Annotated in this window: 7 protein-coding genes; 3 read left to right on the top strand and 4 right to left on the bottom strand. The window is 38.6% G+C overall.

Going from position 1 to position 15553, the window contains the following annotated elements; all coding sequences use genetic code 11:
• Positions 1–10: 10 nt before the first annotated feature.
• Entirely contained in the window at positions 11–1261 is a 1251-nt protein-coding gene (locus EPI11_RS05390; protein ID WP_128388927.1) for an MFS transporter, read from the top strand.
• Between the two features lie 399 nt (positions 1262–1660).
• The gene (locus EPI11_RS05385; RefSeq protein WP_241657584.1) at positions 1661–2572 is read left to right on the top strand and encodes a phytanoyl-CoA dioxygenase family protein; all 912 of its coding nucleotides are present in this window, start codon (positions 1661–1663) and stop codon (positions 2570–2572) included.
• 17 nt (positions 2573–2589) lie between these two features.
• Here the strand turns inward: EPI11_RS05385 and EPI11_RS05380 are convergent, their stop codons facing one another.
• Positions 2590–2970, bottom strand: a complete 381-nt coding sequence (locus EPI11_RS05380; RefSeq protein ID WP_128388926.1) for a winged helix-turn-helix transcriptional regulator — start codon at positions 2968–2970, stop codon at positions 2590–2592.
• Between the two features lie 91 nt (positions 2971–3061).
• Between EPI11_RS05380 and EPI11_RS05375 the strand changes: the two genes are divergently transcribed.
• A complete protein-coding gene (locus EPI11_RS05375) occupies positions 3062–4054 on the top strand; it encodes an NADP-dependent oxidoreductase (protein WP_128388925.1) in 993 nt (330 codons plus the stop codon).
• Positions 4055–4410: 356 nt separating this feature from the next.
• Here the strand turns inward: EPI11_RS05375 and EPI11_RS05365 are convergent, their stop codons facing one another.
• The 3 genes from EPI11_RS05365 to EPI11_RS05350 form a co-directional block, all read right to left on the bottom strand.
• Complete coding sequence (locus EPI11_RS05365) at positions 4411–4920, bottom strand: ClbS/DfsB family four-helix bundle protein (protein ID WP_128388924.1); 510 nt, start codon at positions 4918–4920, stop codon at positions 4411–4413.
• 294 nt (positions 4921–5214) lie between these two features.
• The gene (locus tag EPI11_RS05355; protein WP_164879117.1) at positions 5215–6048 is read right to left on the bottom strand and encodes an outer membrane beta-barrel protein; all 834 of its coding nucleotides are present in this window, start codon (positions 6046–6048) and stop codon (positions 5215–5217) included.
• 68 nt (positions 6049–6116) lie between these two features.
• Entirely contained in the window at positions 6117–15335 is a 9219-nt protein-coding gene (locus EPI11_RS05350; protein WP_128388922.1) for an MBG domain-containing protein, read from the bottom strand.
• Positions 15336–15553 lie beyond the last annotated feature (218 nt).

Here is a 15553-nt window from a genome sequence, read left to right as displayed (position 1 = left end):
ACATACCCAAATGGATGTAAATGCCAATAGATCATACACCAAATACTATGTTATTGCATGGGTATTTGGACTGCTCTTTTATTTTTTAGATTATGTGATACGATCTGCTCCGGCAGTAATGATCCCGGAACTTTCGGAAAATTTTAATGTATCGCAAATTGGACTGGTTTCTATTATAGGAACCTATTATTATACCTATTCCACGTGTAGTTTAATTGCCGGTATAGCATTAGACAGGTTTGGAGCTAAATATTCCTTGTTTGCAGGTGCATTTATCCTTGGTTTAGGCTGTTTATTATTTTTAATATCTACTGAATTTGCAGGGACTACAGGGAGGTTATTGCAGGGCGCAGGATGTGCTTTTGCGTTTCCGGGATGTGTATATTTAGCAAGTAAAGGATTTTCAGCAAAATCACTGGCAACTGCCATAGGGTTTACCCAATGCTTTGGAATGCTGGGCGGATCGGCGGGGCAGTTTGTGGTTGCTCCCTGGATTGAAAACGGAATGAACATTGATGCTTTTTGGTTGTGGACAGGGATTGTAACCATTATTGTAGCCGTAGGGCTCTGGTTTATTACCCCTTTAAATAAAGAAGAGAAAAAGACAGAGAGAACAGATAACAAGCAGGGGTTGTTAACACCTTATAAAATTGTTTTCAGCAATCCTCAATCCTGGTTTTGTGGATTAATTTCGGGACTTTTATTTGCACCTACTACTATTTTTGCGATGACATGGTCGGTTGCATTTTTTCAGAAAGACCGTACGTTCGATTTTCATTCTGCGGCAATTGCGAGCGCTATGGTTGCTTTTGGATGGGTTTTTGGCTGTCCGATACTGGGATATATAACAGATAAAATTGGGAAGAGAAAACCTGTTTTAGTGGCGGGAGCTTTATTCATGATCTTAAGCCTGCTGCAATTAATCTATCTGCCCGATTTGTTTCCTGCTAAGATTAGTATGTTTTGTTTAGGGGTAGCTTCCGGCGCTGCTATGATCCCTTATTCTGTAATTAAAGAAGCTAATCCTGATTTTGTAAAAGGCAGTGCTACAGGAGCAATTAATTTTATCACATTTGGGGTTACCACATTATTGAGTCCTATATTTAGTCATTTGTTTGGAAAAACTTTAGGAATAGAAATGGACACGACGGCACATTTTCAGCATGCTGGTTTGTTTTGGATTGTTGGAATTTCGATAGCTATTGCAATAAGCTTCCTGTTAAAGGAAACAGGACAGGGGAAGATAATGGTGTCAAAATAGTTTTTAATACTACTATATAAAAGCAGGGCTGTTCTATGAATAGCCCTGCTTGCATTTTTTATATTCTTCTTGTCTATTAATATAGATCCATCCGGCGCTAGAATTGAGCAGTATCTGAAGCACCAGATAATATAAGGTTTTCCGGGTTGCCGGTAATTTCTTCAACTGGAGGATAGATCTATACAATTACACTGCCTTCGTGAAAATATGCTACATTGTGACTTTTGTTACAAATTTTGCCTTTTAAATAAGTTAGTGATATAAGGGCGTTTTTTAAGAAATGTTATTAATTTGACAACCATGTTATGGTATTAGACTGTTACTTTTTCTATATAATATATTTAATGCTTATGAAAGAAATTACATAGGTTTTTCATAAATTTGAGTAGTAAATTTTATATGAATACTATGCCTTGGACTGCTTTGGAAAAATTATGGGAGAGAACATTAGCTAATGCTTCTTCTCAAAACACATGGAATAATGAAATTGAAACTTTATATAGGTTAGGTATCAGTATGGAAGATACTTTACGATATTTATATTTTGAAAGACCAGATTTTGATACTTTTAAGATTTGGATAAATGAAAATAAAAAAGATGTACAGATTGACAATGACGTTATTCAAAATGTTCTATCTGAAGAAGATTTGAACTTTTGGAATGAAAACGGTTATATTATTGTTAAAGATGCAATTTCTAAAAAAGATTGTGAAGAGACACAGCTTGCTATTTGGGAGTATTTAAAAATGAACCCGAATGATAGAGAAACATGGTATACTACCCATGATGATTTAAGAGGATTAATGCTTAATTTTTCTGATCATGAAACATTAAACCGAAATAGGTTTTCACCACGAATAAAGAAAGCTTACGAGCAGCTTTATAAAACAAATAAAATTTATAAGAGAATAGATAAAGTAAGTTTCAATCCGCCGCAAACAGATTCTTATAAATTTTTGGGCAGTGATCTTCATTGGGATGTAAGCTTAAAAACCCCCATCCCTTTTGGTTTGCAGGGACTTCTCTATTTAACCGATTGTGGGCCTGAAGATGGTGCTTTTCATTGTGTCCCGGGTTTCCATAATAAGATTGAGAACTGGCTTAATGACTTAAAACCGCATATCAATCCGCGAGAGGAAGCACTCAAAACATTAAAAGTGAAACCTATACTTGGAGATGCCGGTGATTTTATAATATGGCATCATTCATTGCCTCATTGTGCTACTCCTAATTATGGAACAGCACCGCGAATGGTACAATATCTTACTTATTTTCCGGATGATTATATTGCATCTTCTGAGTGGATATAAGCATTTATCGAATCTTATTACTTTGTCATCGATATAATAATTTTTTCGCGATGATTCAGCCCCCATTGTACTAATGTTTCTGTTACCGGCAGTACAGATTTGCCATACTCGGTAATAGAATAAGCTACAGTTATGGGCCTAGTATCCTGAATTTCCCGCAATATAAGAAGGTTAGCTTCTAAATCTTTTAGTTCTTTGCTAAGCATTTTGGCGGAAATCCCATCGATTTCCCGCTGCATTTTTTTAAAGTAAATAACCTGGTGCGACCTGTTAGTAAGGAAGCGCAAGATCATTAATTTCCATTTTCCGCCTAACACCTCAAGGCTATCACGCATAGCCATAAGTTCTTCAGAACAATTGGCTTCCCGTAATGTACCATTATCATTGATTTTTGCCATTCAGGTTTCTTTGTGGTTACTGGTAACCTTTAGTTAACTGATAGCAAAAATAAACTATAGTTGATATAATTTTGTAGTCTAAATTAATAAAATGAAAGCTATAGTATTAAATAATAAGGGAGATTTAAATTTGGAAGAAGTGTTAATTCCAATGCCAAAAGACAATGAAGTTCAGGTTAAAATTATGGCTTCGGGTTTCAATCCTATAGATTATCAAATGATTGAAAATGAATTGGAAAGAAAACTATTGCATTCTCCTATTTTAGGAAGAGAATTTTCAGGTATCGTTACGACTATTGGTAATAAGGTTATAAATTTTAAAATAGGAGATGCTGTTTTTTGCGGTTCTGGTAGTATGGGGTCTAACGGTACTTACGCAGAATATATAAATGTTCCTGAAGAAATTGTTGCAGTTAAGCCGGATAGTATCTCTTTTGAGGAGGCAGCAGCAATACCATCTGCAGGACTTACAGCATTGCAATGTTTTGATCGGATACCTATTGATCATTTATCAACCTTATTTATTACTGGTGCAGCTGGTGGAGTAGGAGCTATGCTCATAAAAATTCTTCTTACTAAGGGATATCGTAATTTTATTGTTACTGCCGGAAATGAAACAAGCATTGGGGCATTACTGGAAATAGGAGTACAAAGCGAGCAGATTATCAACTATACTTTACAGGATGTGGGAGTTGCAGCGATTACTTTAAATAATAATTCAAAATTTGATATTGTAGTCGATTTAGTTGGAGGAGCCATTGCCGAAAAAGCTGCAGGAGTTTTAAAAACAAATGGTGCTTATCTCGATGTTACTGCATTATCTACTCCATCCTCTCGTGAAATATTATTTAATAAGGGAGCCATAATAATAAACATATCAAATTATGCCTATGTGGCCGATAAAAATTATGTCTACTATAAAGCCGGACTCACATACTTAGCATCTCTGTTGCATAATTCATCTATTACACCTCCGTCAATTAACGTTTTAGGAGGACTGGATGTTGATACTGCTTTAAAGGCACATAATATACTTAAAACGAATAAAACACAAGGTAGAAAACTAATCATGCAAATAAGATAATAAAATTAGAACCATTCCAAGAAAAATTATAACTGGCATTAAAAATGAAAGATCAATAATAGAAAGGGAACTTATTTTTGTTATGTGCAAATACTACCCGATAAAAATTTAGGGATTTAAACACCTTCTGGACAGTCACACCCATTAATACATCAAACTGATACCCTCGATTATATTATAATCTTATCTGGAGAAACACTTCTTATAGTAGAGCAGGGAGAGACACTTTTGAAGGCAAGGGATATTGTAGTGTTGAGAGGTACTAGCCATGCATGGAGTAATAAATATTATGTTCCATGTGTATACAGCTTGCAATATTTATTGATGCAGAAACGTCTTCATAGCAGTTGCTTTATTTATTGATTTCTTGTTTTACGCCATTTACTTATTCTTGTTTTTGCGTTAGCATAGGGCGAGGCAGTATTGAACTGTATCATACGACCCATAGTCCATTTTCCATACCATTCTTTCTCATAAAGGTCTTCATTGGTCATTTTATCGATTTCGCTTACTATTCTTTTATGTACATTATCAAGTTGATTGATTACGTCTTCATAAGTGTTGTCAGAAAAATCAGAATAGAATTTTTGAGCCAGATCACCTAATTGATTCCATTTAAAACCGGTTTCAGGGAATTCAATGTTACTGATGTTTTCCTTTGTTTCAATCCATTTTATTACGATTTTTCCCCACCCAAGCAAATAGGATACTAAATTATGTATACTCATTTTGGTAAACTGTGCATGACCGTCCAATGATTTCTCAAGGAACATTTCGGGAGGTATAGTCAATAATTGTTTTTTCAATTTTCCGTAGTTCTCAGAAATAGCTCTTATCAATTCAATTTTGTTTGTAGGTATAGCCATATAGTAAATTATAAAAGTAAATTTAAAAAGAGTCTATAAAAAAATGAATGATAATTATCATCTGTACTTTAATATCATAGTGTTCTTTGATGTAATTTTAACTTCTTTGACGGAGAATTAGAGGCACATAAATTTTGATAATTAAAAGAAAAGGCAGCTATTTATGGCTGCCTTCCTCTTGTTAAGTCAATTTAATTATGAGTTTAACCTCAGTGTCGAAGCATCATTGAAAGACCAGGTAAAAAATGGTTTGCCTTTTCAAGAATGGATATTGAGGTAGGCAGAATACTTCAATTATTTAAAATTCCATCCTAATGTCAGCCCAAATGCAACGGGCCGTATTTTTGCATTTTTATCAGTGCTGTACAATCCATTAGCTTTTCTATCTGAAGCAGATGTTGGGTTATATCCTATGTAAGACTCATCTTTATCCTGGTCAACAATAGAACCATAGCCATTTTCAAGAAACATTGCTGCATACAATGCGTTTTTTGTACCCATATCAAATGTAAAACCCAACTCAAACATACTCATCACAATACCCTTAGTTTGGTATTCGCCAGATGCCGAATAATTGTTCTGACTGCCAAAACCATACTCTGGCAAATCATCAATAGTTAAATTAACATCCGGATAATAAGCTGTACCATTTACACTACTTGCCGTTGCTTTTATTTTATAGTTTACAGGTAAAAAGTACTTCGCACCTGCTCTAAAACTAAAATCAATTCCTTTATTAATATTCGTTTTGTACTGTATGAAAAGTGGAATTTGGATAGCATGCAAAGTTTGTCTTTCTTTATAATTACTTGCTGTAACATTATAAACAAAAGCAGAAGTAGAAGGATCGACTTCAAAATTGCTAAGTGTTGCTGAGGAATTATTTAAGAAAACATCTTGTTTGTACTGAGAAAATTCTACCCCGGTACCAATTCCGATATGATTGCTTAAAGAATAAATATAACCCGCTTTTACCGCTCCTCCAAGTTCATGACCAGCGGAAGTTCCTTTAATATCACTTTTAACATTTCCAATTCCTGATTGCACACCTACATAAAACTGTGCAGCCATTGTTTGTGAAATTAAAAAAGCTGTTATCCCAATTGTGTTTTTTATATTCAATTTCATAATTGTATTTTTCATTAGAATAATCCATCCTCATTTATAAAAAATGAGGACTTCATACTCTTGATTATTTAATTTTTAACTAGAATGTTTTTAGTAAAATACTTTCCATTTGTTAAAGTCATCTTTACAATATATATTCCTTCAACAGTTGGAGCTTCTAAAGTTACTGTACTTTGATTAGTTGTTTTATTCTCCATTAATACTCCACCTATACTATACACTTCAACACGAGCATTCTCTAGCCTTGAAGACGATACATTCGTGAGAAGTTCATAATTCGCATTTGGTTTAACTGGATTTGGAACAAGTTTGATATATTCCTCTTCTGCTGTTGGAGATAAAGTTAATGGACAAGTAGTAATCAACGTACCGTCTAGTTTTACGGCTACTGCATGATAAGTTCCATTTAAATCTCCATTTTCTTTATAAAACTGATTAGTTTGATTTGGAACTAAAACTCCATTTTTGTACCAAGTATATGATTCAAAATTTTTAGAACTATTATCAAAGAAAATAACATCTTCAAACTGTTTTCTAATTAAATTAGGCTGACTATTTACTATAGGTAATACTACTACTGTAGCTGCATTATAGTTGTTATTTCCAGCTTGTGAAGCAGTAATAGTTGCTGAACCATAATCTTTAAAAGTTAATAAACTATTTGATACTGTTGCAATATCAGTATTAGAAGAAGTATAATTCACAGGCAAACCACTACTAGAAGTAGCTGTTAATACGATTGTAGTTTCTCCATCACAACCTGATTCTAAAGTTTGATTCCATGTAATTGTTTGATCAGCCTTAGTTATGGTAAAATCATTACCAACATAGGTAATAGTGTAGTTAGCACCTGCACTTAAACTTCCTTGACCAATTGCATAAGTACCTACGTCTTCTCCTGCTGCTCTTGTCAATACTCCGGTAAATGCATCTGCACCTACTAAGGTTGGAGCGAAAGTATAAGTCAATTCTGGGTCAGTAGTACCATACACTTTTGTTTGTGATGTTGCAGTTACCGTTACCGTTTTGTTACCAATGGTTAAATCGGCACTTGTATAATCCAATATATAATTTCCGCTTAAAGTAAGTGTACCTTGATTAATTGCATACGTTCCTACGTTTTCACCAGCTACTCTGCTTAGGTTTCCACTGAAACTATCGCCTGTTACTAATGTTGGAGCGAAAGTATAAGTCAATGCCGGATCAGCATCGCCATAAGTTTTATTCTTCGCTGTTGCATTTACCACTACCGTTTTCTTAGTAATAGTTAAATTGGTACTTGTATAATCCAGCGTATAATTTCCGCTTAAAGCAAGTGTACCTTGATTAATTGAATAAGTTCCCACGTTTTCACCAGCTACTCTTTCAAGACTTCCTGTAAAAGTATCTGTTCCGTTTAGTGCCGGGCTGAAAGTATAAGTCAATGCCGGATCAGTATCACCATACACTTTAGTTGTAGCGGTTGCTGTTACAGTAATGGTTTGCGAAGTAATGGTCAGGTTAGCTGGTACATAGGTAATCTGATAGTTTGTACCCAGGCTCAGGTTACCCTGTCCTATGGCATAAGTACCAACAGCTTCGCCTGCAGCACGGTTCAGGTTTCCTGTAAAAGCATCTGTTCCAATCAGCGCCGGGTTAAACGTATAAGTGAAAGCGGGATCAGCAGCTGTAAATATTTTAGTTTTAGCGTCAGCAGTTACTATTATCGTTTTGTTACCAATGGTTAAATCGGCACTTGTATAATTCAATATATAATTTCCGCTTAAAGTAAGTGTACCTTGATTGATTGAATATGTTCCCACGTTTTCACCAGCTACTCTGTTTAAGCTTCCACTGAAACTATCACCTGTTATTAATGCAGGAGCGAAAGTATACGTCAATGCAGGGTCAGTAGTACCATACACTTTTGTTTGTGTTGTTGCATTTACCGTTACGGTTTTCTTACCAATAGTTAAATTGGCACTTGTATAATTCAAAGTATAATTTCCGCTTAAAGCAAGTGTACCTTTATTAATTGCATAAGTTCCAATATTTTCACCTGGAACCCTGCTCAGGCTTCCGGTAAAGGTATCCGTTCCGATGAGTGCTGGAATAAACGTGTAGGTTAATGCCGGATCAGCAGTTCCATAGGTTTTAGTAACGGCGGTGGCGGTTACACTGATGGTTTTTGTACCAATGCTTAAGTTAGCAGGGGTATAAGTGATTTGATAATTCGGGCCAGCGGTTACTGTTCCTTGAGTGATGGCATAGTTTCCAATGTTTTCACCTGGAGTTCTGGTTAAACTTCCTGTAAAAGCATCTGTACCAATTAATGCCGGGCTGAAAGTATACGTCAGTGCCGGATCAACATCGCCATAAGTTTTAGTTTTTGCTACCGCAGTAACTGTGAGTGTTTTGGCAGTAATGTTCAGATTTGCCGGGTTGTAAGTAATCACATAATTAGGTCCAGCAGTTACCGTTCCCTGGGTGATGGCATAGCTGCCGATATTTTCACCAGGCGCACGGTCCAGGTTTCCTGTAAAGGTATCTGTACCAATCAGTGCAGGACTTACAGTATAGGTCAATGCAGGATCTACTGTTCCATATACTTTTGTTTTAATTACCGCATTAACTGTCAGTGCTTTGGTGGTAATGTTCAGATCAGCAGAAGTAAAAGCAAGAGTGTAATTGCTGTTTAAAGCCAATGTTCCCTGTGTGATGGCGTAGTAGCCAATGTTTTCACCAGGAGCTCTGTTTAAGCTTCCTGTAAAGGTATCTGTTCCGATCAGTACTGGGCTGAAAGTATAAGTGAATGCGGGGTCAGTTTCGCCATACATTTTGGTTTTAGCTACTACAGTTACGTTCACTGTTTTCTTTGTAATGCTGAAATTAGCAGTAGTAAAGGCAAGGGTGTAATTGTTACTTAAAGCCAATGTTCCTTGTCCGATGGCATAAATTCCAATGTTTTCACCAGTAGCCCTGTCCAGACTTCCTGTAAAGACATCTGTTCCAATTAGTGCAGGACTAAAAGTATAAGCAAATGCCGGATCGGTTGTACCATATTCCTTATTACCAGCTGTTGCAGTTATGTTTACTGTTTTCTTAGTAATGCTCAAATCAGCAGTTGTATAGTTCAGGGTATAATTGTTGCTTAAAGCCAATGTTCCTTGGGTGATGGCATAGTTTCCAATGTTTTCACCTGCAGTTCTGGTTAGATTTCCTGTAAAGGTATCTGTTCCATTTAGTGCCGGGCTGAAAGTATACGTTAAAGCCGGATCAACTTGGCCGTACACTTTAGTTTTAGTAGTTGCAGTTACGGTAATGGTTTGCGAAGTAATAGTTAGGTTAGCCGGTATATAAGTGATCTGATAGTTTGTACCCAGGCTCAGGTTACCCTGTCCGATGGCATAAGTACCCACATTTTCACCCGGAGCTCTGTTTAAGTTTCCGGTAAATAAATCCGTTCCGATTAATGCCGGGCTGAAAGTATAACTAAGTACCGGATCCGGAGCAGTAAATATTTTGGTTTTCGCAGCAGCTGTTACAGTTACCGGTTTAGCAGTAATGTTCAGGTCGGCTGAAGTAAAGGCAAGGGTATAATTGCTGTTTAAAGCCAGTGTACCCTGTGTAATGGCGTAATTACCAATGTTTTCACCTGTAACTCTGGTTAGACTTCCGGTAAATAGATCTGTTCCGATCAGTGCCGGACTGAAAGTATAAGTGAATACTGGGTCAGCTGCACCGTACACTTTGGTTTTAGCTACTACAGTTACGTTCACTGTTTTCTTTGTAATGCTGAAATTAGCAGCAGTAAAGGCAAGGGTGTAATTGTTGCTTAAAGCCAATGTTCCTTGTCCGATGGCATAATTTCCAATATTTTCACCAGTTGCTCTGTCAAGACTTCCTGTAAAGGTATCTGTTCCGATCAATACCGGACTAAAAGTATAAGCTAATACCGGATCTGTTGTGCCATATTCCTTATTGCCGGCCGTTGCAGTTATGTTTACTGTTTTCTTCGTAATGCTCAAATCAGCAGTTGTATAGTTCAGAGTATAATTGTTGCTTAAAGCAAGGGTACCCTGAGTGATGGCATAGTTTCCAATGTTTTCACCTGCAACTCTGGTTAAACTTCCTGTAAAGATATCTGTTCCGTTAAGTGCCGGACTGAAAGTATAAGTTAAAGCCGGATCAACTTGGCCGTACACTTTAGTTTTAGCAGTTGCAGTTACGGTAATGGCTTGCGAAGTAATAGTTAGGTTAGCCGGTATATAAGTGATCTGGTAGTTTGTACCCAGGCTCAGGTTACCCTGTCCAATGGCATAAGTACCTACATCTTCACCCGGAGCTCTGTTTAAGCTTCCGGTAAATAAATCCGTTCCGATTAATGCCGGGTTGAAAGTATAAGTGAATGCCGGATCAGCAGCAGTAAAGATTTTGGTTTTCGCAGTAGCTGTTACAGTTACCGGTTTAGCAGTAATGTTCAGGTCGGCTGAAGTAAACGCAAGGGTATAATTGCTGTTTAAAACGAGTGTACCCTGTGTGATGGCGTAATTACCAATGTTTTCACCTGCAACTCTGGTTAGACTTCCGGTAAATAAATCTGTTCCGATCAGTGCCGGACTGAAAGTATAAGTGAATGCAGGATCAGCAGTACCATACACTTTGGTTTTTGCGACTACAGTTACGTTCACTGTTTTCTTTGTAATATTGAAATTAGCACCAGTAAACGCAAGGGTGTAATTGTTGCTTAAAGCCAATGTCCCTTGTCCGATGGCGTAATTTCCAATATTTTCACCAGTTGCTCTGTCAAGACTTCCTGTAAAGGTATCTGTTCCGATCAATACCGGACTAAAAGTATAAGCTAATACCGGATCTGTTGTGCCATATTCCTTATTGCCGACCGTTGCAGTTACGTTTAATGTTTTCTTCGTAATGCTCAAATCAGCAGTTGTATAGTTCAGAGTATAATTGTTGCTTAATGCAAGCGATCCCTGTGTTATAGTATAATTTCCAATGTTTTCACCTGTAACTCTGGTTAAACTTCCTGTAAAGATATCTGTTCCGTTAAGTGCCGGGCTGAAAGTATACGTTAAAGCCGGGTCAACTTGACCGTACACTTTAGTTTTAGCAGTTGCAGTTACGGTGATGGCCTGTGAAGTAATGATCAGGTTAGCCGGTATATAAGTGATCTGATAGTTTGTACCCAGGCTCAGGTTACCCTGTCCAATGGCATAAGTACCCACATTTTCACCCGGAGCTCTGTTTAAGTTTCCGGTAAATAAATCCGTTCCGATTAATGCCGGGCTGAAAGTATAACTAAGTGCCGGATCCGGAGCAGTAAATATTTTGGTTTTCGCAGCAGCTGTTACAGTTACCTGTTTAGCAGTAATGTTCAGGTCGGCAGAGGTAAAGGTAATATTGTAATTATTGTTTAAAGCCAATGTTCCTTGACCAATAGCATAATTACCAATGTTTTCACCCGCTGCACGATTCAGAGCACCTGTAAAGGTATCTATTCCGATCAGTGCCGGACTGAAAGTATAAGTCAATACTGGATCAGCTGCGCCATATATTTTGTTTTCAGCAATGGCGGTAACTGCGATGTCCTTTTTATTCACCACTAAGTCTTGAGTTACAGGAGTAGCTGCAAGATAGCTGCCGCTTCCTGTCTGTGAGGCGGTAATGGTTGTTGTTCCTGCCGATAGTATGGTTACGGTGCTTCCCAATACTGTGGCTACAGCTGTATTGCTGGAGCTGTAAGTTACGGTTAATGCTGAACTGCTGGTTGCAGTCAGGGTAATTGGAGCTGCGCCATAAACCGAAGCCGCAAGCGGATTGAAGGTAATGGTTTGAGCTCCTTTAGGTGCAGAAACAATATTTCCTGATTTGGCACCTTCATTTCCGGTTAAATCTGCAGCCGAAATGCGATAGAAATAACCGATACCATTGGTCAGTCCTGTATGGGTATAGGTTAAAGTTCCAGCCGGTATGCTTTGGATCACTGTAGTCGGGTTGATGGTTGTTCCTCCATAAAGGATGTATTTGTCCAGGTCCGAAGCCGGGCTTGCATTCCAGGTAATGATGTTCTGTGAATTTCCCGGAGTGGCTGCCAGTCCTGTAGGCGCAGCCGGAGCCGTTCTGTCTACAGTTACTGAGCTGCTGTTGGTGGTTGTGGTTACCGGAACTCCTGCATTTCCTGGCACATCTGAAAAAGCAATGTTAAAAGCCAGAACTCCTTCAGGAGTCAGTCCTGAAACGGTTTGAGTTGCCGTCCAGTTGTTTCCTCCTGTATTAGTTGGGGTTACCGCAGCTCCACCAATGGTCACCGTTGGTGTGGTTATGGTTACTGAAGCCGTAAAATTCAGGGTGATAAGATCCCCTGCTTTTGCTTTGCTTATGGTCAGGTTATTTGAAGCAATGGCTACGGCAGAAAGTGTTGGAATGGTTTTATAGTAAAATACGCTGCTGCTGTTAGTGGTTGCAGTTACAGCTGTTCCTGTATTTCCTGTCAGGTCTGTAAAGGCAATATTGAAGGCAACGGTTCCTTCTGGTTCTGTTCCTGTAAGGATATAAGTAGCTATGTAACTGTTTCCTCCTGCAGGTGATGGAACAACCGTGTTTCCGGCAATGGTCACTACAGGAAGGTTTATCACTTCAGAAGCAGTAAACGCTATAGCAATGGTATTTCCTGTTTTAGCAGTCTGATTCGAGGCGTTATTGGAGACAATGGCTACCGTAGTTAAGGTTGGTACCGTCTTGTCGTACGTCACGCTGCCGGCATTGGTCGTTGCAGTTACCGCAGTTCCAACATTTCCGGCAACATCTGTAAAGGCGATGTTAAAAGGAATGACACCATTGGCATCTGCTGATTGTGTGGTATAGGTTGCTGTCCAGTTATTTGCACTAGTATTGGTAACAGTAGCAGTATTTCCAAAAATGTTTACTACTGGTGTACCAATGGTTTCAGCAGTGGTAAAGCTCAGGGTAACCAAATCTCCGGGCTTGGCTTTTGCGGTATTGGCATTATTTGAAGCAATGGTTACTGTAGTTAAAGTAGGAGCGCTTTTGTCGATGTTATAAACCTCTCCTGCAGTATAACCTCCCTGGATCTCATTACCAATGGTATTGATGATTCCTGTTCCTGAATTTTTAAGGTCGAGTCTTAAGGTTCCGGATCCTGTTCCAGTGTTTACCGTAACCGTTCTGGTAGTAGTGCTTCCTGAGACAAAAGTAACCGTAGAACCAGTAATTCCTGAAGAAGTAATGCTGAAATCAGAGGTATTGACACCAGTCACATTTTCGGAGAACGTGACTAAAAACTGAGCTGTAGTCAGATTGATATTGGCATTGCTCACTCTCGTGATACTGACTATAGTTGGTGTTGTTGTGTTGATAGCAATATCTTTGTTTGCAGCTAAAGAGTTTGCAGTTCCTGGAGCCGCAAGGGTTAGGGTGGCATTGTTTCCGACAACATCTTTAATCGTTCCGCCTGCCAAAACAAGTGCAGTGGTACTGGCCTGATCCAGATCAGCAACAGCCTGATTAAGTCCTACTGTATAATTAAAGATAAGTGCTGTTGTTCCTGAGCCACTTACATAGCTGGCAGTTCCTCCTGAATTCAAACTCAGTGTTGGTGTTCCTGTTACGGTTACTGTTTCAGAGAAGTTGACCGTTATAGGTAAAAGGTCACCTATTTTATATGTTCCGTTTGGTAGGGTAGAGTTAACTGAGCTTACCTCTGGAGAAGCAGTGTCTATGATGATATTTTTGTTGCCGCCCAAAGAATTTGGAGCTCCTGGGGCAGGCAGTATCAAGGTTGCTGAGTTTCCGGCAGCATCTTTGATTGCCGCACCGCTTAAGTCAATTGGGCCTGTAATGGTGAAGTAATCCAGATCAGCACTGTTTTGTCCTGTACCTACTGTATAGTTAAAGTTGAGGGTTGATGTTCCTGAACCATTGACATAATTAACAGCTACACCCGAGTTCAATGCAATTCGAGGAGTTCCTGTAACGGTAACGGCTTCAGAGAAATTGATATTGATGTTAATGAGGTCTCCTGCTTTATAAGTCCCATTTGGAGTAGTTGAATTTACAGAAGTCACAGTAGGAGCAATGGTGTCTATAACAATTGCTTTATTATTACCAAGGGAGTTTGCGGCTCCTGGAGTAGCCAGTGTAAGTGTTGCATCAGTACTTGCTGCATCTTTAATTGTTCCTCCATTGAGGGCAAGAGCGGTGGTAGATGTATAATCAAGATCAGCGGAACTTTGTCCGCTGGCAACAGTATAGTCAAAAGTAAGGGTGTTTGTTCCGGTTCCACCGCTATAAGAAGCATTAGCGCCTGTGTTAAGGCTTAATAGAGGTGTTCCGGTTACGTTTACAATAGTGGAAAAAGTTACGTTAACAACAATAACATCTCCGGTTTTATACGTTCCGTTAGCCGTAGTAGAAGTTACATTGCTAACATTTGTTCCAAGTTGAAAAATGGGGTTAACACCCGGAAATGCTGCTCCACCAGGAGCAAGGGATTTCTTATTGGCAAGTAATTCTGTCGTTGTCCAATTCGATTTTATATTAATCGCAGTCAGAATGGATGCTTTTGTTCCGGTAAATGTACCGGAATAATTATTGTAATCTCCATGATAACCTGTTGGCGGAGTACCTGCAATAGTTAATGTAACATAAAAATTTCCCGCTGCAAGTATAGTTGGAAGGTAAGAAACTGCTGCCGAAACTGTTCCAGCGGATTGCCATCCTGTAGTAGGATCAGGGACATTGGTACCTGGAAGTGCAGTAGACCAGTTTGCAAATCCATAGATAAAGCTCGGAGTAGCATCATCACCGGAATAGAGAAACCAGTTATCACCGCCACCTGCTACCACGGTTCCTGTGGTCCAACCCGTTACTGTGACTGTTCCATAAGCTTCAAGTCCTGTAGCCGTTGGTACTGCACCGCCGGTGATTGCAATATTAAATATCGTTCCTGCCGGAATAGAACTTGTGGTTGTCCAGGTAATTAGCCCATCGGAACCATTTGTGACCAATGCAGATTGGTCCCAGCCGCGGTCGGTAATTTTAAGCTCGGTTCCAGAAGGGATTACTTTTAAGGCTACAATAGCCAGATTTACCGTTGCTGCATTCCCGTTGAAGCCTACAATAGCAAAATCGCCTTGGGTTAGCTGCGCGAAAGCACGATTAGTAGTAAAAGAAAGCAAACAAAATAGAGCTGCTAATAGTAGATTTTTTTTCATGTCTGAAAGATTAAGCGATTTTGAAGTAAGGTATTCACGTATGCTATTAGAAAACATTTTATTACAATTTACCCATATAAGCAATGGGAGAGATAGAAATTGACGACTTATACAGAGTAGCTTACTAAGAGCAAGAAACTATAAGTAAGATTAGGATGCAATATTTTTTCATCTCGTATGGAGGAGTGGTGTTAGGAAAGAATAGATTTAAATTAGCGCTAAATTACATTTAGTTTGTGAATTAGCGATAGGTAGTTTTACCTGTTTTAAACCTA

This window comes from Flavobacterium cerinum (assembly GCF_004028155.1).
Lineage (GTDB): Bacteria > Bacteroidota > Bacteroidia > Flavobacteriales > Flavobacteriaceae > Flavobacterium > Flavobacterium cerinum.
Note: the sequence above shows the minus strand (reverse complement) of the source record. Positions and strands in the feature narration are given on the sequence as shown.